This window comes from Pseudomonas sp. xss_2, assembly GCF_043104195.1.
GTDB lineage: Bacteria > Pseudomonadota > Gammaproteobacteria > Pseudomonadales > Pseudomonadaceae > Aquipseudomonas > Aquipseudomonas urmiensis.
Genome location: NZ_JBICKL010000045.1, coordinates 185,232 through 211,328, shown reverse-complemented (window position 1 = coordinate 211,328; position 26,097 = coordinate 185,232). Strand labels below are relative to the sequence as shown.

24 protein-coding genes are annotated in these 26,097 nt (G+C 62.3%); 8 read left to right on the top strand and 16 right to left on the bottom strand.

The genetic code is table 11. The annotated features are described in order from the left end of the window. Positions 1-8 precede the first annotated feature (8 nt). Positions 9-893, bottom strand: a complete 885-nt coding sequence (locus ACF8K2_RS08830) for a DMT family transporter (protein WP_186553563.1) — start codon at positions 891-893, stop codon at positions 9-11. A 245-nt stretch (positions 894-1,138) separates the two neighbouring features. On the opposite strand from ACF8K2_RS08830, the gene ACF8K2_RS08825 reads away from it, so the two are divergent. Then, the gene (locus ACF8K2_RS08825) at positions 1,139-1,963 is read left to right on the top strand and encodes an aldo/keto reductase (protein WP_392464381.1); all 825 of its coding nucleotides are present in this window, start codon (positions 1,139-1,141) and stop codon (positions 1,961-1,963) included. A 45-nt stretch (positions 1,964-2,008) separates the two neighbouring features. Here the strand turns inward: ACF8K2_RS08825 and ACF8K2_RS08820 are convergent, their stop codons facing one another. The 4 genes from ACF8K2_RS08820 to ACF8K2_RS08805 form a co-directional block, all read right to left on the bottom strand. Continuing rightward, positions 2,009-4,105 (bottom strand): EAL domain-containing protein, encoded by a 2,097-nt coding sequence (locus tag ACF8K2_RS08820; protein WP_392464379.1) that lies wholly within the window; start codon positions 4,103-4,105, stop codon positions 2,009-2,011. A gap of 142 nt (positions 4,106-4,247) precedes the next feature. After that, positions 4,248-4,748 carry a GNAT family N-acetyltransferase gene (locus tag ACF8K2_RS08815; RefSeq protein WP_392464378.1) on the bottom strand — a complete coding sequence of 167 codons (501 nt, stop codon included), beginning with the start codon at positions 4,746-4,748 and terminating at the stop codon, positions 4,248-4,250. Between the two features lie 143 nt (positions 4,749-4,891). Then, positions 4,892-5,296, bottom strand: coding sequence for a RidA family protein (locus ACF8K2_RS08810; RefSeq protein WP_392464377.1), 405 nt, complete (start codon positions 5,294-5,296; stop codon positions 4,892-4,894). Between the two features lie 69 nt (positions 5,297-5,365). Beyond that, positions 5,366-5,578, bottom strand: a complete 213-nt coding sequence (locus tag ACF8K2_RS08805; RefSeq protein ID WP_392464376.1) for a PLD nuclease N-terminal domain-containing protein — start codon at positions 5,576-5,578, stop codon at positions 5,366-5,368. Between the two features lie 129 nt (positions 5,579-5,707). Between ACF8K2_RS08805 and ACF8K2_RS08800 the strand changes: the two genes are divergently transcribed. Next, positions 5,708-6,457, top strand: coding sequence for an NAD-dependent deacylase (locus tag ACF8K2_RS08800; RefSeq protein WP_392464374.1), 750 nt, complete (start codon positions 5,708-5,710; stop codon positions 6,455-6,457). Positions 6,458-6,469: 12 nt separating this feature from the next. Here the strand turns inward: ACF8K2_RS08800 and ACF8K2_RS08795 are convergent, their stop codons facing one another. After that, the gene (locus ACF8K2_RS08795) at positions 6,470-6,940 is read right to left on the bottom strand and encodes an FAD/FMN-containing dehydrogenase (protein WP_392464373.1); all 471 of its coding nucleotides are present in this window, start codon (positions 6,938-6,940) and stop codon (positions 6,470-6,472) included. A 262-nt stretch (positions 6,941-7,202) separates the two neighbouring features. Between ACF8K2_RS08795 and ACF8K2_RS08790 the strand changes: the two genes are divergently transcribed. After that, positions 7,203-8,210, top strand: coding sequence for a GlxA family transcriptional regulator (locus ACF8K2_RS08790; RefSeq protein WP_186553570.1), 1,008 nt, complete (start codon positions 7,203-7,205; stop codon positions 8,208-8,210). Between the two features lie 6 nt (positions 8,211-8,216). Here ACF8K2_RS08790 and ACF8K2_RS08785 read toward each other — a convergent pair whose 3' ends face one another. Then, positions 8,217-8,888: a TetR/AcrR family transcriptional regulator gene (locus ACF8K2_RS08785; RefSeq protein ID WP_186553571.1), complete on the bottom strand. Its 672-nt coding sequence runs from the start codon at positions 8,886-8,888 to the stop codon at positions 8,217-8,219. 222 nt (positions 8,889-9,110) lie between these two features. Beyond that, the gene (quiC, locus tag ACF8K2_RS08780; RefSeq protein ID WP_392464372.1) at positions 9,111-11,018 is read right to left on the bottom strand and encodes a 3-dehydroshikimate dehydratase QuiC; all 1,908 of its coding nucleotides are present in this window, start codon (positions 11,016-11,018) and stop codon (positions 9,111-9,113) included. 505 nt (positions 11,019-11,523) lie between these two features. Between quiC and ACF8K2_RS08775 the strand changes: the two genes are divergently transcribed. Then, the gene (locus tag ACF8K2_RS08775; protein WP_186553573.1) at positions 11,524-12,897 is read left to right on the top strand and encodes an MFS transporter; all 1,374 of its coding nucleotides are present in this window, start codon (positions 11,524-11,526) and stop codon (positions 12,895-12,897) included. A gap of 35 nt (positions 12,898-12,932) precedes the next feature. Here the strand turns inward: ACF8K2_RS08775 and ACF8K2_RS08770 are convergent, their stop codons facing one another. The 5 genes from ACF8K2_RS08770 to ACF8K2_RS08750 all read right to left on the bottom strand — a co-directional run bounded on the left by ACF8K2_RS08770 (position 12,933) and on the right by ACF8K2_RS08750 (position 19,135). Further along, the gene (locus ACF8K2_RS08770) at positions 12,933-14,345 is read right to left on the bottom strand and encodes a DOPA decarboxylase (protein WP_392464371.1); all 1,413 of its coding nucleotides are present in this window, start codon (positions 14,343-14,345) and stop codon (positions 12,933-12,935) included. Positions 14,346-14,533: 188 nt separating this feature from the next. Next, positions 14,534-15,478 carry a LysR family transcriptional regulator gene (locus ACF8K2_RS08765; protein ID WP_392464370.1) on the bottom strand — a complete coding sequence of 315 codons (945 nt, stop codon included), beginning with the start codon at positions 15,476-15,478 and terminating at the stop codon, positions 14,534-14,536. A gap of 110 nt (positions 15,479-15,588) precedes the next feature. Beyond that, positions 15,589-16,302, bottom strand: a complete 714-nt coding sequence (locus ACF8K2_RS08760) for a YebC/PmpR family DNA-binding transcriptional regulator (protein WP_186553576.1) — start codon at positions 16,300-16,302, stop codon at positions 15,589-15,591. Between the two features lie 110 nt (positions 16,303-16,412). Then, the gene (locus tag ACF8K2_RS08755) at positions 16,413-17,804 is read right to left on the bottom strand and encodes an FAD-dependent oxidoreductase (protein ID WP_392464369.1); all 1,392 of its coding nucleotides are present in this window, start codon (positions 17,802-17,804) and stop codon (positions 16,413-16,415) included. Between the two features lie 14 nt (positions 17,805-17,818). Then, complete coding sequence (locus ACF8K2_RS08750) at positions 17,819-19,135, bottom strand: MFS transporter (RefSeq protein ID WP_186553578.1); 1,317 nt, start codon at positions 19,133-19,135, stop codon at positions 17,819-17,821. Positions 19,136-19,395: 260 nt separating this feature from the next. Here ACF8K2_RS08750 and ACF8K2_RS08745 point away from each other — a divergent pair, with 260 nt between their 5' ends. Beyond that, positions 19,396-20,271 carry a LysR substrate-binding domain-containing protein gene (locus ACF8K2_RS08745; protein WP_392464368.1) on the top strand — a complete coding sequence of 292 codons (876 nt, stop codon included), beginning with the start codon at positions 19,396-19,398 and terminating at the stop codon, positions 20,269-20,271. Between the two features lie 123 nt (positions 20,272-20,394). On the opposite strand, the gene ACF8K2_RS08740 is transcribed toward ACF8K2_RS08745, so the two are convergent. Further along, entirely contained in the window at positions 20,395-20,667 is a 273-nt protein-coding gene (locus ACF8K2_RS08740; RefSeq protein ID WP_186555141.1) for a PepSY domain-containing protein, read from the bottom strand. Positions 20,668-20,927: 260 nt separating this feature from the next. Here ACF8K2_RS08740 and ACF8K2_RS08735 point away from each other — a divergent pair, with 260 nt between their 5' ends. Then, a complete protein-coding gene (locus ACF8K2_RS08735; protein ID WP_186555140.1) occupies positions 20,928-22,025 on the top strand; it encodes a carboxynorspermidine decarboxylase in 1,098 nt (365 codons plus the stop codon). 32 nt (positions 22,026-22,057) lie between these two features. After that, on the top strand, positions 22,058-23,302 hold the full coding sequence (locus ACF8K2_RS08730) for a saccharopine dehydrogenase family protein (RefSeq protein WP_186555139.1): 1,245 nt from the start codon (positions 22,058-22,060) through the stop codon (positions 23,300-23,302). Between the two features lie 53 nt (positions 23,303-23,355). Here ACF8K2_RS08730 and ACF8K2_RS08725 read toward each other — a convergent pair whose 3' ends face one another. Next, positions 23,356-24,402: a class I SAM-dependent methyltransferase gene (locus ACF8K2_RS08725; RefSeq protein WP_392464366.1), complete on the bottom strand. Its 1,047-nt coding sequence runs from the start codon at positions 24,400-24,402 to the stop codon at positions 23,356-23,358. A 255-nt stretch (positions 24,403-24,657) separates the two neighbouring features. Here ACF8K2_RS08725 and ACF8K2_RS08720 point away from each other — a divergent pair, with 255 nt between their 5' ends. Beyond that, positions 24,658-25,161 carry a signal peptidase II gene (locus ACF8K2_RS08720; RefSeq protein WP_392464364.1) on the top strand — a complete coding sequence of 168 codons (504 nt, stop codon included), beginning with the start codon at positions 24,658-24,660 and terminating at the stop codon, positions 25,159-25,161. Between the two features lie 82 nt (positions 25,162-25,243). Here the strand turns inward: ACF8K2_RS08720 and ACF8K2_RS08715 are convergent, their stop codons facing one another. Next, positions 25,244-26,095: a type 1 glutamine amidotransferase domain-containing protein gene (locus tag ACF8K2_RS08715; protein WP_392464362.1), complete on the bottom strand. Its 852-nt coding sequence runs from the start codon at positions 26,093-26,095 to the stop codon at positions 25,244-25,246. Positions 26,096-26,097 lie beyond the last annotated feature (2 nt).

Here is a 26,097-nt window from a genome sequence, read left to right as displayed (position 1 = left end):
CCTTGAGATCAGGCCTTTTTACCGCGCTGCATCCAGGCCGCGCCCAGCCCGCTCAGGCAGATGATGGCGATGCCCACCAGGCTGGTGGTGTCTGGCGCCTGGCCGAAAATCAGCAGGCCCAACAGGCCGGCGAAGACGATCTGGCAGTAACTGAACGGTGCCAGCAACGCCGGCGCGGCAAAGCGAAACGCCTGGGTCAGCAGCAGGTGCGCAGTCATGCCAAAGCCGCCCAGGGCAAGCATCAACAGAGCGTGATGCCATTGCGGCGTCTGCCAGAAAAACGGCACCAGCGCCGTCATCACCAGGGTATTGCACAGGCCTGCGTAGAAGTTGCTGGTGGTCGGGCTGTCGTACACCGCCAGTTTACGCGTCAGCACCTGATAGAAGCAGAAGCCCAACGCCGAACCGAACGGGAACAGGATCGCCGGGGTGAACATCGCCCCGCCCGGATGCACCACCACCAGCACACCCACGAAACCCATCACCACTGCCAACCACTGGCCCAGCGTGACCCGTTCCTTGAGCAGCGGCACCGACAAGGCAGTCACCAGCACCGGAGCGAGGAAGTTGACCGCCGTTGCCTCAGCCAACGGTAGGTATTGCAGGCCGGCAGTGAACAGCAGGCTGGTGCTCAGCAGGCTCAAGGCGCGCAGGGTCTGTAGCACCGGGCGATGGGTACGCAATACCGCCATGCCGGCCCTGGGCAGGAAGATCCCGGCCATCAACAGGGTGTGCACCAGGTAGCGTGCCCAGACCACCATGATGATCGGATAAAGACCGCCGAGGAACTTGGACAGGGCGTCGTGGCTGGCAAATAGAAGCGTGGCGACGACGACCAGCGCGATCCCTCGCAGAGGCTGATTGACTCCAGACAGCGGTGTACTCGAACTCATGGCGTTCTCGAAGGTGGCGTCGGCGGTTGCCGCGCCCGGGGACCTGCGCCGCCTTAGGGCTGCACGGATGTAATGACGGATTCTAGAAGAGATGAGTCAGCTTGCGATAGCCGCGATGCCGTCACAGCACCCTTGCGGACAATTTGCGTTCGCTGATCGACCACTTTTGCTCAACCTTGCATGGTCTGCCCGGTACAGATGCACCACCATGGGCCAGGCCTCTACCACTTGAACAAGGAGTTTTCATGCATAGGCTCACTTCCCAGCATGGCCTGGACATGCCCGCCATTGGCCTGGGCACTTGGCCGATGACTGGCGCCGAGTGCACCCGCGCCGTGCACCAGGCGCTGGAGCTTGGTTATCGGCACATCGATACCGCGACGGCGTACGACAACGAAGCTGCGGTAGGCCAGGCGCTGCGTGATAGCCCTGTCGCGCGTGAGCAGATCCACCTCACCACCAAAGTCTGGTGGGATCGCCTGACACCCACGGCGATGCGCCAATCGCTGGAGGACAGCCTGCGCGCCCTAGGCACGGAGCAGGTGGACTTGTTCCATATCCACTGGCCCAGCAAGGACTGGGACCTGGCGCGCAGCATCGACACCCTGGTGGCGCTACGAGACGAAGGCAAGGCACGTTGCATCGGCGTGGCCAACTTCCCGCTGGGCCTACTGCGCCAAGTGGTCGAAGAGCTGGGCGCACCGCTGTCGGCGATTCAGGTGGAGTACCACGCCCTGCTCGACCAGCAGCCATTGCTCGACTACGCCCGCCAGCACGGCATGGCGCTGACGGCCTATACCCCGCTCGCCCGTGGCCGGGTCGCCGAACAGCAGGTCATCCGCGACATCGCCGCCAAACACGGCGCACTGCCCAGCCAGGTTGCGTTGAAATGGCTGCTTGACCAAGACGGCGTGGCGGTGATTCCCAAGGCCAGCAGTGAGCACAATCAATTGTCCAACCTGGCGGCGTTGCAGGTGCAGTTGGATGATCAGGACCGGGCGCTGATCGCCGGCTTGTCGAAGGATCAACGGGTGGTCAACCCTGAGTTTGCTCCAGACTGGAACAGTTGAGCCCAGGAGCCGCTGCGATGGGTTGCGCAGCGGCCCTAGCGCACTTCAGCGCAGCAACGCCACGCTCTTCAAGCGCTCGCTGGCAGGCGCTGGCCGACCATACAGGTAGCCCTGGAAGTGCGAGCAACCCTCGGCGCGCAAGCGCTCCATCTGTTCAGCTGACTCCACACCTTCAGCCGTGGTCTTGATCATCAGGCTGTTGGAGAGCTCAGTAATGGCGCGGATGATCGACATCGCCTCGCGGCTGTCGCACATGTCATGGACGAACGACTTGTCGATCTTGATCCGATCGAACGGGAACGAGCGCAGATAGCCCAGCGACGAGTAGCCAGTGCCAAAGTCGTCCAGGGAAATCGACACGCCCAACTCCTTCAGCGCCCGCAGGGTGCGCACGTTTTCCTCACTGTTACCCAGCAGCACCGACTCGGTGATCTCCAGCTCCAGGCGCAGCGGCGACAAACCGGAATCGGACAACGCCAGGGCGACGATATGCACCAGGTTGGCATTTTTGAACTGCACCGGTGACAGGTTGACCGAGACCACTTGTTCAGTGCCCCAGGTGGCCGCCTCCTGGCACGCCAGGTTGAGCGCACGGGCGCCGATTTCATGGATCAGCCCAGTCTCTTCGGCAATCGGGATGAAGTCCATCGGCATGATCATGCCCCGGCCCGGGTGCTCCCATCTCAGCAACGCTTCGTAGCCGGTCACCTCGTGGCTTTGTTGATCCACCACGGGCTGGTAATGCAATTGCAACTGGCCCAGGTGCAAGGCCGTGCGCAAGTCGGTTTCGACCAAGCGGCGCTGGCGGGCAGCCACGTCCAGCTCAAGGTGGAAGCACTCGAAGCGATTGCGCCCATTGCGCTTGGCTTCGTACAGGGCCATGTCGGCGTAGCCGAGCAGTTGTTCGGCCTGGTCGTGATCGTCCGGGGCGATGGCGATACCGATGCTGACCCCCACCGAAAACTGATGCCCTTCAATCTGGAACGGCGGGCACATGGCTTCGATCAAGCGCCGGGCGGTGTTGCAGGCAGATTCGGCGGTGTCCAGGCCAGCCAGAATCACGGCAAATTCATCGCCGCCCAGTCGGGCCAAGGTGTCATGTTCGCGCAGCTCCCGGCGCAGGCGTTTGCCCAGGGCGCGCAACAGTTTGTCGCCAAAGGCATGGCCGAGGGAGTCGTTGATGTTCTTGAAGTTGTCCAGGTCAAGGCACAGCGCGGCAGTCAACTTGCCGGTGTCTTCGCCGCGCAGCAGCGCCTGCTTGAGCCGCTCGTTGAACAGGGTGCGGTTGGGCAGGCCGGTCAGAGCGTCATGATGGGCCATGTGGTGGATCTGCGCATGCGCGGCCAACTCTTCGGTGGCGTCTTCAGCGACGAACATGACGTAGTCGGCCTGGCCCTCACGCTTTTGGCTGAGCAAGGCGCGGCTACGCAAGGTGCGCGGACCGCGAGCCGTCTCGACCCGTGTTTCGGCGGCATAGCCCTTGGTGCTGCGGGCACCGTTGGCCAGCTGCAGTTGCAGATACTCGGCAGCGCCGGGCAACAGGCATTCGCCCGGCAGGCGGCCAATCATGCTCGCGCCCTGGCTGCCGAACAGGCGCTCGGCCTGCTGGTTGGCCAGGAGGATGCGTTGGCTGTCGAGGTCCTGGACGATGACGCTGGCAGGGATGTTGGCAATCACCGAATCAAGAAAACGCGACAAGTTGGCCATTTCCTGGCTGTACTGTTCAGCCAAGACTTTGGCCTCAAGCAGCTCAAGCTCGTAGCGGTGGCGCTCGGAGATGTCGCGGGTGACCTTGGCAAAGCCGAGCAGTTGGCCTTGTTCATCACGCACCGCATCGATTACCACATGGGCACGAAACGCACTGCCATCCTTGCACACCCGCCAGCCCTGCTCTTCGAAACGGCCAGTGCGCCGCGCTTGTTCCAGGTTCTGTTCGGGCAGCCCGGCTGCGCGGTCTTCATCTTCATAGAACAGGGAATAGTGCTTGCCCACGACCTCATCGGCGCTGTAGCCCTTGGCCCGCTGCGCCCCCGGATTCCAATTGGCGACCACGCCATCGGGGGTGAGCATGTAGATGGCATAGTCCACCACGCTCTGGATCAACAGCCGGTACATGATGTCGGAACTGGCAACTAGCGACATGGGTTTTCCCTGAACCTGCGACACGCACGAATGAATCCCCGGCCAGAGCGGCAGGGCCTTGAATAAGACGTGCTGGCATTATGCCGTGCAACCCACCATTTTGTGAACTGCGTCACATTTTCGGCGGGTGCTGTGGCAGCTATCAGTGGGTCTGCATGGGTACCCAGTAATTGATCAGGTCGGTATCGTCATCCAAGCTTATGGACTGGACCGGGCGTGGCAGGTCTGCCAGGACCGCGCTGCAAAATGCCATAGCCAGCTGATCTTGGCGATAGCAACGCAGCAACCAGTTGTGGGTGTGATTGCCGAGGATTTGCTGGGCGACTGCGCGGCCTAGTCCTTGGCGACGATACTTTTTCAGGATGAACAGGTCCGCCAGCTCCAAGGCGTCAATATCAGGCAGCTCGCTACGCTCGACCAGCACGAAGCCGGCAATGTAGCCGTCCACCAGCACCAGGCTGGCGCTCCAGCCGGGGGACTGCCAATAGCGGTCCATGTGTTCATGGTGAATGTAGAAGCGGCCGTCGACTTCCACGTCTTCCTGCTCCCAGTCGGAAGACTCGTAGGCGTAGAACTGGTAGAGGTTGCGGATCAGGTCGGCGTGCTCGGGGCCGGTCTGGAGCAGTTCGATGGGAGCTGGCATGGCGGATCTGCGAGGTAAAGAGGCAATTGTATCTGCGCCTGGATCAGGTGTCGCTCAGGCTGACGTCATCGCGGGGCAAGCCCACCACGCAGTATTTCAACGTGGGCTCGCCCGGCGATGACGTCAGTATTGGCACCCTGCGATCAAACCGCAGCCACCGCGTCGATTTCCACCAACATCCCATCCAGCGCCAAGCGCGGCACCGGAATCAACGTGCAGGTGGGTTTCATCTGCGTACCCCAGGCCCGATCAGCCTCGGCCACCCACTGGCGCAGGCGCTGCTGATCATGCTCGACAATCAACAACGTCAGCTTGCACACCTGTGCAAGCCCAGCGCCCTTGGACGCCAACGCCAGGCGCAAATTGGCCAGGGCCTGGCGTGCCTGCTCGGCGAACAGCGGCGAGAGATTGCCCTGGGCATCCTCCCCACCTTGCCCGGCGATGAACAACAAACGGCCACCGGCCTGAACGTCAGCGACATGCGAATAGGCATTGGCGCTGGGGTCGTACAGCCCTTCGGGATTGGACAGTTGCAAAGCGCTGGTCATAAGGTCGCCCCATGGATGAAAAGAGCGACCGAGTATCAGACCTCAAGTAAAGTCGAGGTCAAGCCCATGCTATTTCTCCTCCAGTACCGCCCTGCCCTTGACCGCCCGCGGCCCGCGAAAGGCCCAGAACAGCAACCCGGGAATCGGTGCATAAACCACAAAGACAATCCACAGCATCTTGCGTTCGGCGCGTCGCTCGCTGCCGATGATGTGCCAAATGGCCCAGATCTCCATCAGGATCACAAAGGCGGCGACGATGATCCAGAGCGTTCCGATTTCCATGAGCGTTCTCCTGTGAGCATGTACTGGGTTGGGTAGCAGCCAGCGCCAAGGGTTCATTCGGATGTTGTCCAGCACGCCGCACGCTGGCAGAGTGGACAGCCGCTCTGCCCTGCACCTTGGAGACTTTGCATGCGCTTCAACCCTCGCCTGCTCGCCAGCGCCCGGCATATCGTGGTGTTTACCGGCGCCGGGGTATCTGCCGAAAGCGGCATCGCCACTTTTCGCGACAAGCTCACCGGCCTGTGGGAGCGTTTCGATCCGGCCGAGTTGGCCAGTGCCGAAGGTTTTCGCCGCGATCCAGCGCTGATCTGGGGTTGGTACGAGATGCGCCGGGCCGGCATTGCCCAGGCCCAGCCCAACCCCGCGCACCTGGCGATCGCCGAACTGGCTCAGCGAGTGCCGAAGCTGACCTTGGTCACGCAGAATGTCGATGACTTGCATGAGCGCGCTGGCAGCGCGGATGTCCTGCACCTGCACGGGCGGTTGGATGCAGCGCGTTGCTTTGACTGCGCGCGACCAGCGGGCGCGGTACTGGAGCTGCCCGAGGGCGCTGGCGACGGCAAGCGCATCGAGCCGCCGCTGTGCAGCGCCTGTAATGGCCCGCTGCGACCAGGGGTGGTGTGGTTTGGCGAGAACCTGCCAGAGCAGGCGCTAAGCCAAGCATTTCTGGCGGCAGCCGATTGCGACCTGTTGCTGTCGATCGGCACCTCAGGCGTGGTGCAACCGGCGGCGATGATCCCAGGCGTGGCGCTTGAGGCCGGGGCCAGGGTGGTGCATATCAATCCGCAAGTGACAGGGGCTGGCCATGCCAGGGAGTTTGCCCTCGCTGGCAAGGCGGGTGAGCTGTTGCCGCAGCTGCTTAGAGAAGCGTTCGGCTAAGTGCAAACGACCTCAAGGTAGCTTGACCTGATCCAGGGCGGCCTTCAGTGCGTTGGCGTCTGCGTACTCCTGTTGCGCCACCAGGCTGGCGTTGTCCAGCTGCAACCACAGTACCTGGCCCTCTTTGCCTGGATAGCGGCTGGCCACCTGGCCATCGCGGTCGAGCAGCACGCGGTAGCTGTAGTCGCGCATGGCCGGGATGGCGAACAGCTTGCTGATGATCGCCGGCATACGTTGAATGTCGGCCACCAATACCGCGCCCCGGGCTTCAAGGTAGCCCTGGGGCTGCTCGGCCAGGGCCGCCTTGACCAGCTTGGCACCGTCCATATCGCGCGCTACCAGCACAATGCGCGTGCTGGGGCCGAGGCTATAGGGCTGATCGTGTTGATCGAGCAGCGTCCAGGGGGCGAGCTTGTCGCCGGTCTCCAAGGCCTGGGCCAGGACCGGTAGCAGGGCGAACAGCAGTGCGATGGCGTATTTCATTGCGGGTTCTCGGGTGCTTGGGAGGGGCAGCATAAAGCACAAAATGGATATTGGCAGTTCCGGCCTGTTCGCGGGCAAGCCCGCTCCTACAGGGATCGCGTTGCTGTTGAGATTGCGCGGGCTTACCCGCGAAGGGGCCGGCACTGCCAAGCCCAGGACTTGCCTGAACACGACCTCCAATACCACCCTGCCACCGGCACAGTTGTCTTTCCCCCGCCCCCCAAGCACACTCACCCGAGCCAGCCAGGAAGCGGAGTCCGCAGTGCCCACACCACGCCATTTCAGCAAGAAGACCAGCACCAGCAACATGCTGCGGCTCAAGTCCGCCACAGGCGAGGCGCACAAGCCATATCGGGTCGATTTCGTCTTGCTCGAACACTTCTCCATGGCCAGCTTCACCGTGGCGATGGACGTGCTGGTCACCGCCAACCTGCTACGCGCCGACAGTTTCAGTTTTACCCCGCTGTCGCTGGATGGCGAGCGGGTGCTCAGTGACCTGGGCCTGGAACTGATCGCCAGCGACCTCGATCCTGCCGAGCTCAAAGCGTTGGATCTACTGGTCATCTGTGGTGGCCTGCGCACTCCACTCAAATATCCAGAACTCGACCGTCTGCTCAATGACTGCGCAGCGCACGGTTTGGCCATGGGCGGGCTGTGGAATGGCGCCTGGTTCCTCGGCCGCGCCGGGGTGCTGGCCGACTATGGCTGTAGCATCCACCCCGAACAACGCGCCAGCCTTGCCGAGCGCAGCCCGCAAACACGCATCACCCCGGCAAGCTTCACCTTGGACCGCGACCGCCTCACCGCCGCCAGCCCCAACGGCGCCATGGAGCTGATGCTTGGCCTGGTACGACGCTTGTACGGTGATGCCCTGGCCGAAGGCGTCGAGGAGATCCTGTCGTTCTCCGGCGCTCGTTATCGCCAGGTCGGGCCAGGGGCGAAGAAGTCGATGAGCCTGCACCTGCGGACCATCGTCGAGCTGATGGAAAACAACCTGGAAGAAACCCTGAGCCTGGACCAGCTCGCCGCCTACAGCGGCCGCTCGCGGCGGCAGATCGACCGCCTGTTCCAGGCTCAGCTAGGCACCTCGCCACGGCGCTACTACATGGAGCTGCGCATCACCAAGAGCCGGCGCTTGCTGCAGTACTCCGACCTGTCGGTGATGGAAGTGGCAGTGGCCTGTGGCTTTGTCTCGGTATCGCACTTCAGCAAGTGCTATGCGGCGTACTTCGGCTACCCGCCGTCGCGCGAGCAACGGCTGGGCGAGTGACGGCGATCAGGCGCGGATGTAGTTGATCACCGCTTCGCAGATCATCTGCTTGTGACGCTGCTTGACCTGTTCATCGGACAGGTCGATCTGGAAGATATCGCTGAAGGTATGGCGGTTGGAAACCCGATAGAAGCAGAACGAGCTCATCAGCATGTGCAGGTCGATGACCTCGATGCCCGCACGGAACACCCCTTCCTCGACACCCCGTTGCAAGGTCCTGGCCAGCGCCTGCAAGACCAGGCTGCTCATTTCGCGAATGGCCGGGGTTTGCTTGACGTATTCGCCGTAGTGAATGTTCTCGGTGCAGACGATGCGCACGAAATCGACGTTGCGATCATGGTGATCGAAGGTGAATTCGACCAGTCGGCGGATCGCTTGCTCGGCCGGCAATGCCTCCATGTCGAGGTTCTGCTCGGTTTTGCGAATGTCTCCATAGAGCTTGACCAGGCACTCGACGTACAGCTGCTCCTTGCTGCCGAAGTAGTAGTAGATCATGCGCTTGGAGGTGGCGGTGCGCTCGGCGATGGCGTCGACCCGGGCGCCGGCCAGGCCCTGCTGGACGAACTCGCTGATGGCGGCCTGGAGGATGTCCTCGCGGGTCTTCTCAGGGTTGTTCTTGCGCGCCTTGCGCCCCCCTTCGATGGCAGGCTGGCCGAGGCTGACTACAGAATCACTCATACCCACTCACAGGCTGTTTATTGGAATAAGCCAGGGATTATCCGTGAGTGGGACGTAGCAGGGAAGCGCGCTGTTGGTCGAGTGGTCAGGATCTTAGAGTGCCAGTGCCGACCTCTTCACGGACAGGCCCGCACACACGTCCCTGCACAGCGCAAGCTGTGTGACCGACTCGGTCCCTGTGGGAGCGGGCTTGCCCGCGAACGAGCCAACGCGCAGCGGGCCTTAAAGCACCGGTCTACGCGCCGCCCCGCTGCGCGCCTTGGCCATCGCCGCCAAGCGTACCGCGACGTTGGCCGCGCCGTATCCTGCGTATCCCCCCTTGCGCTGGATGATCTCGAAGAAGAAGCGCTCCTCGAACGGCTCGGTGTAAACGTGGAAAAACTCGCCGCCCTGGGCATCACGGTCGTACAGCACGTTGTAGTACGCCAGCTCACTGAGAAACTCATCGTCGAAATCAAAGCGTGCGGCCAGGTCGTCGTAGTAGTTCAGCGGGATCTCCAGCAACGGCACCCCTGCTTCTTTGGCGCGCGCTACTTCGCGGAAGATGTCCGCACAATCGAAGGCGATGTGGTGCACGCCCGAGCCCCGGTAATTCGACAGCGCGTGGGCGATGGCGGTGTTGCGGTTCTCGGAAATGTTCAGCGGCAAACGCAGGTTGCCGCACTGGCTGCGCAAGGCTCGGCTCTTGACCAGGCCATAGGGGTCGGGCAGCACCACCTCGTCATCGGCGGCGAAGTCGAACAGGCTCTTGTAGAACAGCACCCAGCTGTCCAGCGACTCGGCTGGCAACGCCAGGGCCATGTGATCGATACGCTGCAGACCACCGGTGGCCTCATTGCCAGCATCAAGACGAAAATCACTGTCATAGATGGTCTGCCCCGCCCCGGCCTGCTCCACCAGGTAGATCAGGCTGCCATCCGGCGCCCTGACAGCCGGGATCTCTCGCTCGTTAGGACCGACCAGGCCACGGAACGGCTGGCCCCGGTAGGCGGTGGCACGCTGCAACGCCGCTTGGCCATCCTTGACCCGCAACGCAGTGGCACACAGCGAAGGGCCGTGGGCTTCGAAGAAGTTATGCGCGAACGAATAAGGCTCGGCATTGAGCACGATGTTGATATCGCCCTGGCGCAGCAAGCGCACGCCCTTGCTGCGGTGCGCCCCGGCCTCGGCAAAGCCCAGGCGCTTGAGCCAGCCGCCCAGACGCGCACCAACCGCTTCGTCGACGGCAAATTCGAGGAACTCAACGCCATCATAGGCACTGGCCGCCGGCGGGGCGAACAGCACATCGGGCTCTACCGCTCGCGCCTCGCGTTGCAATTGCAGACGGGTCTTTTCTTCCAGATAGAGCAGTGAGCGCAGGCCATCGGCGGCGTTCTGCCGGGTCGGCGCGGCGCGGAAGCCATCGTTGAAGATCTCCAGCGACAACGGCCCGCGATAACCCGTCGCCAGGATTGGCGCAAGGAACCCCGCCAGGTCCATTTCACCTTGCCCCGGGAAGCAGCGGAAATGCCGGCTCCACTCCAGCACGTCCATGGCCAGGATCGGCGCATCGGCCATCTGCACGAAGAAGATCTTGTCGCCAGGAATGTCGCCGATCGCGCGAGGGTCGCCCTTGAGCGACAAGGTGTGGAAACTGTCCAGGATCACCCCAAGCGCCGGATGATCAGCCTGGCGGACCAGGTTCCACACCTGCTCATAGGTGTTGACGTGACGGCCCCAGGCCAAGGCTTCGTAGCCAATGCGCAAACCTCGGGCGCCTGCGTGTTCGGCCAGCAGGCGCAAGTCATCTACCAGCAGCTGTTCATCTCCCAGGGCATCGGCCTGGACGTTGCTGCACACCAGCACCAGGTCGGTACCCAGCTCCTGCATCAGGTCGAACTTGCGTTCGGCGCGGTCGAGGTTTTTCTGTAGCCGGTCCCGGCGGCAGCCTTCGAAGTCGCGAAACGGCTGAAACAGGGTGATGGCGATACCCAGGTCGGCACACATCTGGCGAATCTCGCGCGGGCTGCCGGCGTAGTAAAGCAGATCGTTTTCGAAGATCTCGACGCCGTCAAAGCCGGCTGCGGCGATGGCTTCGAGCTTTTCCGGCAGGGTGCCGCTCAAGGACACGGTGGCAATCGAACGCTGCATGCTGGAGTTCCTTGTTATTGGAGCGCAGCCAGGACAACTGCGCGAATACGACAAAGCCGAAAACCGCGGCGGGTTCCTGGCACGATCGATTATTCGCAGGTAAAGTCGGCTCAGCAATTCATTTTGTACGGAACAGTTAGTTTTTGTTCGATTACCGAACAAAAGCGAATTTTGCGAATTGATCGGCGCCCAGCACTGGGCAACCATGAATTGCAGCACAGGCGATCCACCGGCGCTCCCTGCCCTGCCGAACGTTCGGCGGATCCTGTCTTGACCAGCCCAGCGTCACAACATAATAAGTTCAATAAATCGGGTAACGACCTATGCACACCTCCCTCGCCCTGCGATCCGCACCTGCTCGTTCGTCCTGTCTACGCAGACCTCGTTTGCGATCGTGCGCCTTGCGCTGAAACCACTCCCAATACTGATCGCACAGTGCTTCACCGCGGCCTTCGGCCGTGCGCGTGGCACCGTCTGCAGACTTACAAGAACAACGGAGACAACGATGGCTCACTCTAGCTCCCAAGCCAAGAAAGCGACTGCCAGCGGGTGGATAGGCTCGGCTCTCGAGTACTACGACTTCTTCATCTACGCCCAGGCTGCGGCGCTGATTTTCCCGCAGATCTTCTTCCCCTCAGTCGACCCGAAAATGGCCATCATCGCCTCGCTGGCGACCTACGGCGTCGGCTACCTGGCGCGCCCGGTGGGCGCCTTCGTGCTGGGTCACTGGGGTGATACCCGCGGGCGCAAAAACGTCTTGCTGTTGTGCATGTTCCTCATGGGCCTGTCGACCATGGCCGTGGGCCTGCTGCCGACTTACCACGACATTGGCATCCTGGCGCCGATCATCCTGGTGCTGCTGCGCCTGGTGCAGGGCTTTGCCGTCGCTGGAGAAATCTCCGGGGCCAGTTCGATGATCATGGAGCATGCGCCGTTCGGTCGACGTGGCTACTACGCCAGCTACACCCTGCAGGGCGTGCAAGCCGGCCAGGTGATGGCGGCGGCGGTATTCCTGCCACTGGCCTATTTCATGCCTAGCGAAGCCTTCAACGAATGGGGCTGGCGGATTCCGTTCCTGATGAGCGCACTGGTGCTGGTGGCCGGTTTCATCATCCGTAAGGAAGTGCACGAGACCCCCGCATTCGTCCAGGAAGAGAAGCAGGACAAGGTGGCCAAGTCGCCGATCAGCGAAGCCTTCCGCCACAGCTGGAAGCACATGGTGCTGGTGATGTTCATGGCCCTGATGAACGTGATCCCGGTAGTTGCCACCATCTTTGGCGCAGCCTATGCGGTACAGCCGGCCTATGGCATCGGCTTCGACAAGAGCGTGTACCTGTGGATTCCGGTGGTGGGAAATATCGTCGCGGTCTTGGTGATTCCGTTCATTGGCAACCTATCGGACAAGATCGGCCGCCGCCCGACCATGATTGCCGGGTGCCTGGGCTCGGGTCTGCTGGCGTTCGTCTATCTGTATGCGATCAGCATCCAGAACGTGCCATTGGCATTCGCCGCCTCGATCCTGATGTGGGGCATGGTCTACCAGGGTTACAACGCGGTGTTCCCAAGCTTCTACCCAGAGCTGTTCCATACCCGCTACCGGGTATCGGCCATGGCCATTGCGCAGAACGTCGGCACCATGCTCACCGCCATGCTGCCAGCGCTGTTCGCCGCCATCGCGCCACCGGGTTCGGACAACATCTGGCTGGTGGTCGGTAGCCTGGCGTTCTTTATCACCTGCATCTGCGCCTTTGCTGCGTACCTGGCGCCGGAGACTCATCGACTGGCGATGGAGGACCTGGGCAACCCCGAGGCCAAGCCAATGGAGAAAGCCGTATATGAGGCTAGCCGCAAGAGCAGCCTGAACGTAGCAACCCACTAACCGAGTATTGGGGCCGCTTTGCGGCCCCAGCACTTTTAGCCACGAACAACGTCCTGCAAGTTGGCCCACAACCGCTCCACATCCCCCCGCTCGGTCGGCAACGCTCCCACCGACACCCGTACCATCCACTGCCCTTCCAGCGTCGCAGGTGTCACATAAGCCTGCCCCGAAGCATTGAGCCGCTCTGCCCAGGCCCGGGTATGCGCATCCAGTGCCTGCTGCTCCAACCCACTAGGCCGATGGCGAATGCACAGCGTCTGCAATTGCACCGGCGCCAACACTTCCCACTCGGGCGCCTGCTGCACCTGCTCGGCCAGCCAACGGGCATTGTCCAGATCACGGCGCAGGCGCTGCTGCAAGGCCTCGACGCCTTCACTGCGCAGCATGAACCACAGTTTCAAGGCACGGAACCTGCGCCCCAACGGGATACCCCAATCGCGCAGGTTCTTCACTTCACCGTCGACCGCCGATTGCAGGTAGCTCGGGTTGGTGCTCATCACCCGGATCAGGTGCTGCGGATCACGCACGTAGTAGATCGAGCAGTCGAACGCTACACCCAGCCACTTGTGGGCGTTGACCACCACCGAATCGGCCAGCTCGATGCCGTCCCACATCCAGCGGCACTCCGGCAGGATCATTGCCGAGCCGGCCATCGCCGAATCCACGTGCAGCCACAAGCTGTGGGCTTGGGTAATGGCACCAATCGCGGCCAGCGGATCGAGCGCGGTGGTGGTCGTGGTGCCAGTGGTCGCGACTACGGCGCACGGCTGGTTACCGTCGGCAACGTCTTGCTCGATGGCCGCGCTGAGCGCCTCGGGCAGCATGGCGAAGCGCTCGTCGGTGGGGATCAGGCGGATATTCTCGCGACCAAAGCCTGCTAGCAGCGCCGCTTTATCCACCGAGCTGTGCGCATGGGCGCTGACGTAGATGATCAGTGGTTTGGCCTGGGCCTGCAGGCCACCGCGGGTCAGGGCGAAATCGCTGGCGCGCTCGCGGGCGCAGATCAACGCCACCAGGGTGCTGGTCGAGGCAGTGTCCTGGATCACCCCGCTCCACTGGTTCGACAGGCCCAGCAGCTGACGCAGCCAGTCGAGGGTGGTCTCCTCCAGCTCGCTCAACGCAGGGCTCGATTGCCAGGACAGGCCCAGCACGCCAAGACCGGTGCTGAGGAAGTCGCCGAGTACTGACGACAGGGTGCCGTTGGAGGGAAAGTAGCCATAGAAATCCGGGTGCTGCCAATGCGACAGGCCGGGCATGAGCAGTTGGTTGACGTCATTAAGAATCGACTCGAATGGCTCGCCCTGTTGCGGCGCCGCGCTCGGCAAAGCGGCCTTGAGGTAGCCGGGTTCGACCTGGGCCATGACTGGGCGTTCGCCAACGGTTTGGCGGTAGTCGGCAATCAGGTCGATCAGTTGGTGGCCATACTGGCGAAATTGTTCCGGGGTCACGCGCGGTCTCCTTGGCAGGCTGAATTAGCGTTGTCAGTGCCGGCCCTATCGCGGGCAAGCCCGCGCCTACAGACATTGCGCACATCCTGTAGGAGCGGGCTTGCCCGCGATAGGGCCGGCACTAACGCCACATCAGCCCAGTCTAGGCCCCTGGCCGCACAGCAAGAACCCCACTTCGCGCATAGCTCCTATGGCAAAGGCGCATGCCCGCCCTGTACCCCGAACTGCGACTGGCGCCACAACTCGAACACCCGGTTACGTAGCCAGCGGTGCTCGGCCGACGCCTGCAGGCGCTGATGCCAGACCACCCAGTAGCGCTGGGTGTGGTCAACAAAACCCAGCGGCCGCCAGGCCAGTTCATGCAACCGGCACAGCTGCCGGGCAATATGTTCGGGCACGGTGGCCAGTGCCTGGCTGTTGGCGATCACCTGCACAGTGGCGGAAAAGAACGGCACCTCCAGGCTGATCCGCCGCTGCAAGCCTTGGCCACGCAGGTGCCGGTCGATGAAGCTGTCCTTGTCACCGCCGCCGGAAATGCGCACATGCTTGAAGCTCAGGTAAGCGTCTTGATCGAGCACCTGCTGCGCCGCCAGTGGATGGTCGCGACGCATCAGGCACACCGCCCGGTCTTCGCCCAACAGGCGCCCATGCAGGTTGGCCGGCGACTCATCGAACAAGGTCGTCGCCAGGTCGATCTCACCACTGGCGAGCAAGGCGTATTGCCCGGCCTGCCAGGTCCGGTACTCCAGCGACACGCCCGGCGCCTCGCACTCCAGCGCCGCCACCAGCAGCGGCAGCATGTGCTCGGCGACGTAGTCCGAGGCGGCCAGGCAGAAGCGCCGCTCGCAACGGGCCGGATCGAAGGTGACCGGCTGGCGCAAGGCGTTGAGCTCTTCAAGCACCTGGCGCAGTGGTTCGACCAGTGCCTGGGCGTATTCACTGAGCACATAACCGCGCCCCTGGCGTATCAGCAGGGGGTCATCGAAGGCTTCGCGCAGATGGGCGAGTTGGCGGCTCAGGGCCGATTGGCTACAGCCCAGGCGCTCGGCGGCGTGGCTGAGGTTTTTCAGCTGCAGCAGGCAATCGAGGGTGCGCAGGTGGGCCAGGCTGAGGGAGGCGAAGGTGGGGTTCATGAAGCAGCTCTGGGCGGTGTTCGCAAAAGATCAATCGCGGGACAAGCCCGCTCCTACTGTAGGAGCGGGCTTGTCCCGCGATTGGGCCGCAACGCGGACCCGAGCACCGATCAGTCAGTCAGGCCGACATAGACGTTCTGCACGTCTTCGTTCTCGTCGATCGCCGCCAGGAACGCTTCAACCTCTTCCAGCGCCTCAGCACTCAGGCTAGCGGCGCTGACCGGGTTCTTAGGCGTGTAGCCGATCTTCGCAGAGGTCACGGTGAAGCCTTGCTCAGGCAGGGCCTTTTGCACGGCATCCAGGTCGGTGGTGTCGGTGATGAACAGGGTCGAGCCCTCTTCTTCGCCTTCCTCGAAGTCCTGGGCACCGGCCTCGATAGCGGCCATTTCCGGATCCGAATCAGGGTTGACCGGGGTCGCCTCGATCAGGCCGACATGGTTGAAGTCCCAGGCCACCGAACCGCTGGCACCCAACTGGCCTTTACGGAACAGCACGCGGATCTGGGCAACGGTGCGGTTGACGTTGTCGGTCAGGCACTCGACGATCAGCGGCACCTGATGCGGGGCGAAGCCTTCGTAGGTGACTGCGGTGTACTGCACCGCATCTCCATCCAGGCCTGCACCCTTGCGAATGGCCCGTTCCAGGGTCTCGCGGGTCATCGAGGCTTTCTTGGCCTGCTCCACTGCCAGGCGCAGGCGCGGGTTCATGTCTGGATCAGCGCCCGACTTGGCCGCGATCTGAATTTCCTTGGCCAGCTTGCCCATGATCTTGCCTTTGGCGTTGGCTGCGGCTTCTTTATGTTTGGCTTTCCACTGTGCGCCCATGTCGACTCTCTTTGTTTCAGGCGGCCGGTTCAGGAAGCGACCGGCCAAAGTGGGTGCAGTTTATACGCCCTCGCCGCGATGGGCGACAAGAGCTTGTTGTGCCAGTGCCATCAGGCTTTATCAGCCTTACCCGCCGCTGCGGCAAATCGCGCCAGGCGCACATCCAGATGGCGCGGGCGCAGGCCACGGTCCTCGGCGCGCTCTTTGCGGCGGATAGCGTTGCGCACCATCAGCGAGCCCAGGTAACGGATGGGTTCTGGCGGGAACAAACCCAGCGGCCCCTTGACCAGCGGCGAGCGGGTCCACGGGTTGTCTAGCCCCAACGCCAGAGACGACAAGATCTGCCCGCCCATATGACAAGGCCCAACACCGCTGCCGGAGTAGCCAAAGCCATAAAACACGTTGCCTTGCCCGTCCAACCGGCCAAAGAACGGCAAGCCCGTCACCGAGCGATCCGACGGGCCATTCCAGCTGGCCGCCAGCGGCACCTTGGCCAGGGCCGGGAAGAACTCGCTGAGGCTTTCGCGCAGCACTGGCAGGTAAGGCGACGGCTGGTCGAACACCGGCAGCATGCGCCCGCCATAGGCGAAGGTATTGCCACCCTTGCCAAGCATCAGCCGGCCATCGCTGGTGTTGTGGTAGTAGTGCACGAAAATCCGCGAATCGAGCACGCTGATCCCGCTGTCCAGGCCAATGTCACGCAACAGTTCAGGACACGGCTCGGTGATTACCATGTCGCTGGAAACAATCGCCACGCTGCGCTCGAACTGAGCAAATGCCCGGGCCATCCAGGCGTTCATGCCTAGCACTACCCGGTCGGCCTTGATCGTCCCGCCTTGGGTGCGCACTTGCACCGGTGCGCCGTGTTCCAGGCCAGTCATGGCGGTACCTTCATATATCCGCACACCACGCTGCAGCGCTACCCGGCGCAAGCCGCGCACCAACCGCCCCGGCTGAACGGTGGCCGCGGCTGGCGAGTACCAGCCCTCCAGGTGACGCGTCGAGCCAGCCAAGCGCTGCACCTGCTCCACGGCCAGGCGCTGGAACGAGTTGATGCCCTGCTGCGTCAGCGCAGCGATCACCGCATCGGTGCTGCCCATCTGCGCCTGATTGCTGGCGGTGTAGAGAGTGCCATCCATGCGCAAGTCGCACTGGATGCCATTGGCCGCGCAATACTCGCCGATGGCGGCGATACTGCGCTCGGACTCCTGCACCAGGCGCACCGCCTCCGCCGTGCCGAACAACCGCTCCAGGGTGAAGTACTTGGCCGACCAGGACAGCGCGCAGCCGCCATTGCGACCACTGGCGCCGGCGCCGCAGATGTCGGCCTCGATCAGCAGCACATCCAGTTGCGGCGCCTGCTCCTTGATCATCAGCGCAGTCCACAGCCCGGTATAACCGCCGCCGACAATGCACACATCGCAACGCTGATCGCCTGTCAGCGGCGGACACAGCGCCTCGCTTTCCTGCTCCAGGGCCTGTTGCAGCCAGAACGGTCTCATCTACTCGCTTTCCTTTAAGTACGCAGTGGCTTGATCGCCATGCTGGTATTGGGTGCCACGTCGCTGGCCTGTTCGGCGCTGGCCGGGCGGCTGTTCCAGTGCGGCAGCAGGACCAGGGCGGAGAACAATGCGCAGCCGGCGAAGACGATGAACACCGTGACGCTGTCGAAATACCCCGGCAGCAGACCGCCGAGCACCGCCCCGACCGAGCCGCAGCCATTGACGAAACCTGCGGCGGTGGCGCCGGCCTTGGCGCTGCCAAAATCGATGGCGGCGGCGCCGCTGATCATCGAGTCCGGGCCATACAGGGTCAGGCCCATGACGAACAGCAAGGCCACCACCAACACCACGCTGCCACTGGTCATCGCCGCCATGAACGCCGCCAGGGTGATAGTCAGCAGCAACAGGCTGATCACGCAGGCCGGCATGCGCCGGGCGCCGAACAGTTTGTCCGAGGCCAGGCCGATCATGATCGGCCCCAGCAAACCGGCCAGCTCAAAGGCGGTGGGAATGATCGCCGCGCCGACCTTACCCACCGACGGCATCTGTTCGAAGACGATCACCGGCCCCCAGAGCAAAATGGCGTAGCGCGCAGGCTTCAACAAAAAGTACGCCAGGCCCAGGGTCAGCACGGTACGGTTGCGCAGGATCTCGCGCAGCGGCGCCCACACGCTGCACAGGTTCGAGCCCGGCGACATGCTTTGCGGCTCTGGCTCCACCGCAGGCAAGCCGACATCCTCAGGTTTGTTGCGCTGGAAGATGAAGAACAGCAGCGCCACTGCGGCCACCACTGCGGCACTGGAGAAGAACGCCGCATGCCAGCTACCAACCAGGGTATACGCCCACCAGCCGGCGAATGGCGAGGCCACCAGGCCGCCGAAGGCGTAGCACGAGCTCCACAGCCCGAGCACCCGGCCGCGCTGGGAAGACGGGAAGAAACTACCGATGTTCTTGCACAGCCCCGCCCAGCCGGTGGACTGCGCCAGGCCTTGGATCAGCATGCAGGTGGCGAAGATCGGGAAGGTCGCGTAGCTGCCCATCACCACCGCCGCCGCCGCCGAAATCAGCAGCCCGCCCAGCACCACCACGCGCGGGCCGAAGCGGTCGGCGAGCATGCCCCAGGTGAACTGCCCCACCGCGTAGGCGGCCAGGTAGATTGCGTCGAGGTTGGCCATGGCGGCCTTGTCGAGCATGAAGCTTGGGTCTTCACCAATGCCCAGCTTGGCCACCGAGAAGGCCTTGCGGGTGAAGTAGAAGGCGGCGTAGGCCAGCCAGGTAATGGCGAAAATCTGGACACGCCAGCGTTTGATCGCCGCTAGGGATTGATTCATGTGAGTCTGACCTCTTGCTCAAGTGTGCCGGCAGAATGTGAAAAAACGCCTGTCTTGTTGTTGTGTTGCGCACTGCATGACGGTGGCCCGTCATGGGTCAGATGGCGCAGCAGTCTGGGGTGACCGCGTGCTGCCATGGCCGTTCAGGGCTGCTTGTGGCAGCGCCTTGGGGTTGAAGGGTATGGAAACAGGTGCTGACTGATAACAAAAATCGATTTATCGTATTTCACACATAAGCTCAGCTTGTTACTGGAGGCGGTATGTCGGTTTCCCAGGCTCAACTCAAGGCCTTTCACGCAGTCGCCGAGCACGGCAGCTTTACCCGCGCTGCGGAAAAACTGTTCCTGACCCAACCGGCGGTCTCCGATCAAGTGCGCAAACTGGAGAAGCGCTTCGGCGTGCTGCTGTTTCACCGCAACAAGCGTTCGGTACAACTGACTGACCTGGGCGAACGTTTGCTGGGCGTCACGCAACGGTTGTTCGCCTGCGAAGCCGAGGCGGTCGAGTTGCTGCAGGATTCCCGCGCCCTGCACACCGGCAGCCTGGTGCTGGCGGTGGATGCACCTGTGCACGTGCTGCCGCAGATTGCTCGTTTCTGCCAGCGTTATCCGGGGATCCAGGTCAAGATCGAGACGGGCAACACCGACGAATCCCTGGCCCGATTGTTCAGCTATCAGGCCGACCTCGCCCTGCTCGGTCGCGATGTCGACGACGAGCGCTTGTACTGCGTGCCGATGCGCCGCGACCCGATGGTGGCGTTCGTTTCGCACAACCATCCGTGGGCCAGCCGTGGCGCGATCAACCTGGCTGACCTGGATGACACGCCGCTGGTGCTACGCGAACCCGGCTCGGTGACTCGCCAGACATTGGAAGAGGAAATGCAGCGGGCTGGCTTGCGTATCCGCCCGGCGATCCAGGTAGAAGGCCGCGAGGCAGCGCGCGAGGCGGTGGTGGTGGGGATTGGCGTGGGCGTGGTTTCGGCGGCGGAGTTTGGCGCGGATGCGCGGGTGTGCGCGTTGCCGATCATTGATTGTCAGCGGCATCTGACCGAAACGCTGGTGTGCTTGAGTGAACAGCGCACGCGGCGGGTAGTGGCGACTTTCCTGCAGATGGTTCAAGAAGATTTGCAAGGCTGATGCAGACAACTTGGGCAGCGTTGATCGAATGTGCCAGCGTGGTCAGGCACCAATGAAAAAAAGCCCATGCCAGGCACGGGCAAATGAGCACCACCGCACAAACTTCAAGCTGCCAGCCAGTGTTTAGTGATCCATCTCATCCTTGGTGATCTTGCCGGTGTGCGGATCGACATGGAAGTCATACTTCATGCCATCGGCCTTCATACCCTCACCTTCCCAATGGCCATCGTCGGCCTCGATCTTGGTGATCTGCGTGTAGCCCGCAGCCTTGAGGCTGGCTTCGGCCTGATCCTTGGTGACCTTCCAGTCAGCGCCAGGCTGGTCAGCCCAGGCCGCACTCGCGCCGAGTGCGCCAACCAAGGCAACGCCTGTGAACAGTCGAGTCAGTGCTTTCATCGTGAACGTCCTTTTTGCGTGAAGGTACAAGGTGCGACTGGAGATTTTCGACGAAGGTTCATTCTTTGCACCGGTCGGATTCTCACGGCTCAGGCCGGTGCCACGATTAGGATGGTCACATTGCTCTGCTCCACTGCTGGCACCGCAGTAGCAATGTGTTACGCAACTCAGACGAAATGCGTCTTCGACCCTTTCGATATGCGGCGCGGGAAGGCACAATGCGTGTCCTTTTTTTGGCCGGCCTGGCCGGGGGCCTTTAAATGATCAAGACGCCGTATTACCTCATCGACAAACAGAAGCTGCTGGGCAACCTGGAGAAGATCGCCTACGTGCGCGAAAACTCCGGGGCCAAGGCCCTGCTGGCACTCAAGTGCTTCGCCACCTGGTCGGTGTTCGACCTGATGCAGCAGTACATGGACGGCACCACTTCGTCCTCGCTCTACGAACTCAAGCTCGGCCGCGAAAAGTTCGCCGGCGAAACCCACGCCTACAGCGTGGCGTGGGCCGACGATGAAATCGAAGACATGCTGGTCAACTGCGACAAGATCATCTTCAACTCGATCGGCCAGCTGCAGCGCTTTGCCGAGCAGTCCGAAGGCAAGGTCCGCGGCTTGCGCGTCAACCCGCAGGTGAGCAGCTCCGACTACCTGCTGGCCGACCCCGCGCGACCGTTCAGCCGCCTCGGCGAGTGGGACCCGGAGAAGATCGAAAAGGTCATCGGGCAGATCTCCGGCTTCATGTTCCACAACAACTGCGAGAACGGCGACTTCAGCCTGTTCGACAAGATGCTGGCGCACATCGAAGAGCGCTTCGGCCATCTGCTGCACAAGGTCGAGTGGGTCAGCCTGGGCGGCGGTATCCACTTCACGGGCGCCGACTACGCGCTGGATGAGTTCTGCGCGCGCCTGAAGGGCTTCTCCGAGAAATACGGCGTGCAGGTCTACCTGGAGCCGGGCGAAGCCGCCATCACCCAGAGCGCCTCGCTCGAAGTGACCGTGCTCGACACCCTGTTCAACGGCAAGAACCTGGCCGTGGTCGACAGCTCGATCGAAGCGCACATGCTCGACCTGCTGATCTACCGCCTCGACGCCAAGATGGCCCCCAACGATGGCGAGCACACCTACATGGTCTGCGGCAAATCGTGCCTGGCCGGCGACATCTTCGGCGAGTACCAGTTCGAGCGTCCGCTGGCCATCGGCGATCGCCTGTCGTTCGTTGACGCGGCCGGCTACACCATGGTCAAGAAAAACTGGTTCAACGGTCTGAAGATGCCGTCCATCGTGGTCAAGCAACTCGACGGCAGCGTCGAAGTGGTGCGCGAGTTCGGTTTTGAAGACTACGTTTCGAGCCTGTCGTAAGACAGGCCATTTAGTAAGGAGCAAGGGATAAATTGAAGAAGAACGTTCTTATCATTGGTGCAGGAGGTGTCGCCAAGGTGGTGGCCCACAAGTGCGCGCAGCATAACGACGAACTCGGTCGTATTGCCATTGCGTCGCGGAACATCTCCAAATGCCAGGCCATCATCGACAGCGTCAAGGCCAAGGGTAGCCTCAAGGTACCCGCCGACATCCAGGCCTTCTCGCTCAATGCACTCGATGTCGAGGCGACCAAAGCGCTGATCCGCGAAACCGAATCGCAGATCGTGATCAACGTGGGTTCCGCCTTCCTCAACATGTCGGTGCTGCGTGCCTGCATCGATACCGGTGTCGCCTACCTTGACACCGCCATTCACGAAGAACCGGGCAAGATCTGCGAGACTCCGCCCTGGTACGGCAACTACGAGTGGAAACACCTCGAAGAGTGCCAAGACAAGAACATTACCGCCATTCTCGGCGTCGGTTTCGACCCGGGTGTGGTGAACAGCTATGCCGCATTGGCACAGCAGCAGTATTTCGACCAGATCGACTCGATCGACATCCTCGACGTCAATGCCGGTTCCCATGGCAAGTACTTCGCCACCAACTTCGACCCGGAAATCAACTTCCGCGAGTTTACCGGTCAAGTCTGGAGCTGGCAGAACAGCCAATGGACCAGCAACACCATGTTCGAGGTCAAGCGCACCGACGACTTGCCGGTAGTAGGTTCGCAGAACCTGTACCTGACCGGTCATGACGAAGTGCACTCGCTGTCGAAGAACCTTGGCGTTGCCAACGTGCGTTTCTGGATGAGCTTCGGCGAGCACTACATCAATGTGTTCACCGTGCTGAAGAACCTCGGCCTGCTCTCCGAGCAACCGGTCAAGACCGCCGAAGGCCTGGAAGTAGTGCCACTGAAAGTGGTCAAGGCCGTGCTGCCTGACCCCTCCTCGCTGGCCCCGGGCTACACCGGCAAGACCTGCATCGGTGACCTGGTCAAGGGCACCAAGGATGGCCAGCCGCGCGAAGTGTTCATCTACAACGTAGCTGACCACGAAGAAGCCTACGCCGAGACCGACAGCCAGGGTATCTCCTACACCGCCGGCGTTCCGCCAGTGGCGGCGGCCCTGCTGGTCGCGCGCGGTCAGTGGGACGTGCAGCGCATGGTCAACGTCGAGGAGCTGCCAGCTGAGCCGTTCCTCAAGGCGTTGGACGTGATGGGCCTGCCGACCCGCGTCAAAGATGAAAAAGGCGATCGTCCTTGGGACGCTCAAGCCTAAGCAGCACACTGAAGGGGCGCCATCATGGCGCCCCTTCTGCATCTCCCTTGCGCTTACTTGCGCGCCTCCAGGATCAAGTTGAACGGCGTCTGCGTCGCACGCCGGAACTGCTTGAAGCCTGCCTCCTCGAACACCGCCCTGAGCCGCGCCTCGCCCGCTTGCGCACCCAATCCAAGGCCCACTTCCTGGGATAGCGAGTTCGGCGTGCAGATGAACGTGGAGGCTGCATAGAACAAGCGCCCGACCGGGTTGATATTGCCATCCAGGGTATCTTCGGCGTAGGGCTCGACCAGCATCACCGTGCCGTCGTCCTTGAGCGCGTGATAGGCGTGGCGCGCCGCCCCCACCGGGTCGCCCATGTCATGCAGGCAGTCAAAGAAGCACACCAGGTCGTGGTCATGGCCTGGGTAGTTCTTGGCAGTGGCCTGCTCGAACGCGACATGCTGTTCAAGCCCCGCCTCTTTGGCCCGCTCCCGGGCGGTGAGGATCGAAGGCGCGTGGTAGTCATAGCCGACAAAGCGCGAGGCGGGAAACGCCTGAGCCATGACCAGGGTCGAGGCGCCGTGGCCACAACCGATATCGGCCACCTTCGCGCCTTTCTCAAGCTTACTGACTACCCCCTCGAGTGCCGGTAGCCACTCAGCCACCAGGAACGTGCGATAACCCGGCCGGAAGAAACGCTCGGTGCCGCTGAACATGCACGGGTGATGATCGCCCCAGGCCAGGCCACCGTCACCACGCATGGCGCTCACCAGCTTGTCCTTGTCATGAAACAGCGCCGCCACCACCGCTGCCCCGCCCGCCATGTACACGGGCGAGTCCTCGATGGCCAGGGCCAAGGCGTGTTCCTCTGGCAACAGGAAAGTCCCGTTGTCGTGGCGCATGTAGCCGGATGCAGCCTGGGCATTGAGCCACTCGCGCACCAGGCGTGGGTGGCAGCCGGTCTTTTGCGCCAGTGCCTGAGGCGTGACCGGCTGGCTGTCGGCCATGGCCCGATACAGCCCCAGCTCATCGCCAAGAATGACATTGGCCAGCGTTGCCGCCGCGCCCATGTCGCCGACCAGCTTGCCCATGAAGTCTTGCAGCTTTGCCTCGTCCATGACCTGACCTCCTCTACGCGAAGGCCACCGTCAGCCAGGGAGCACCCACTGCGCGCGGCTACGGGCGGTGGTCGGATCGATAGTGGCGACTGTTGCCGGGTGCTGTGCAACAGTCCAAGGCTTTAAGTCTAGCCCTCGGCTTGTGCGACCGGGCGGTTGCCGGATAGACGCGCTGGGCGGCCTGCGCTATCTTCGCGCCGCTGCGCGCCCACTTGCCACTTCCAACCGACCAGGCGCAGCAAAGGACTGCCTTCAATGCCCCAGCTGTCGCAAAGCCGCCTCGTCGCCGTGCTCATCGGTGTCGCCTTCGTCATCTTCGATCAATGGATCAAACTGCTCGCACTGGTCGCCCTCAAGGCGCAGAGCTACAGCTTCGGTAACAGTGTCGCCTGGATGGATGTGAGCCTGAGCCTCAACCCGGGTGCGTTTCTGAGCCTGGGCGCCAACCTTGCCCCCGGTTTGAAGCAACTGATTTTCGTTGTTGCCGTCGGCGTGGTGTGCTGCTGGGCGATCGGCTGGGCCCTGTCGCGCTGGACACGCGCACCGCTCAAGGCGGTGTCGGTGTATTTCATCGCCCTGGGTGGGGTATCGAACTTGATCGACCGCGTCGCCCGCGACGGCCACGTGGTCGACTACCTGGTGCTCAATCTCGGGTCGCTGCACACCGGCGTATTCAACCTCGCCGATATCGCCATCATGGCCGGCGCGGTGGTATTGGCGGTGGATGGGCTGACGAAACCGAGCAAGGCTAAGGTTTAGAATAGGACTGCATTAGCTAGAGAGTTCGGCTGTCATCAACCAACTGCAGGTCACCGCCGTGCTGCTGGTTCAGCAGACTCAATCAGTCAGTTCCCCCGCGCTTTTCCAGGCTCTCAACCAACGCTTTGGCCAGCGCCTTGTCGGAAAACGGGTTCTGCCCAGTGATCAGCTCGCGGTCGACCACCACGTGGGGCGTCCAGGCGTTGGCGTAGTTCATCTGGCCTCCCGCCCCAGCCATGGCGTTGGCCGGGTAGAACAACAGCCGTTGATCCTTCAGCGAGCCTTCGAAGACCTGTTCCTCGGGGTCGGAGAAAATGGTCATGCGATAGCCCTGGTAGATCCAGTTACTGGCCGCTGGTTTGTCGCCGCGAGCCAACGCTGCCTGGTAGCTGGCAGGGTCCTGCTGGGCAGACAACAGCGCAATCGGTCCGTGGCAGATGGCCGCGGTTGGCTTGCCCACTTGATGGAAATGACGCAACAGCGCGCCAACATCGGGGTTATTGGCCAGATCAATCAACGGCGCATGGCCACCTGGAATGAACAACCCCGCGTAACGATGCAAATCCCCAGCGAGCACTTCTTTGACTGACAGGGTGTCTTTGATCCCAGGCAGGCTGTCCACCAGTTTGCCTATACGCTGCATTTCTGCGGCGTCACCGCCAAAGTACTGCGGGTCGACCGAGCGTACATCGACGCTGGGCGCATTACCCTTGGGCGTGACCAACACCAGCGTGTAACCGGCCTTTAACAACTGGTCGGCTGGTACGCCGAATTCGTTGAGGTAATAACCGGTGGAGTACTGCTTGCCGTCTTGTAACGGCAGTTGATTTTCGCTGGACAGCAGCACCAGCACTTCGCCCTTGGGCGCGGCGGCGGCGCCACCGGCAAACAGCGCACCGGCAATAGCCAGCGCCAGAGTAGAGGTCTTGTTCATCA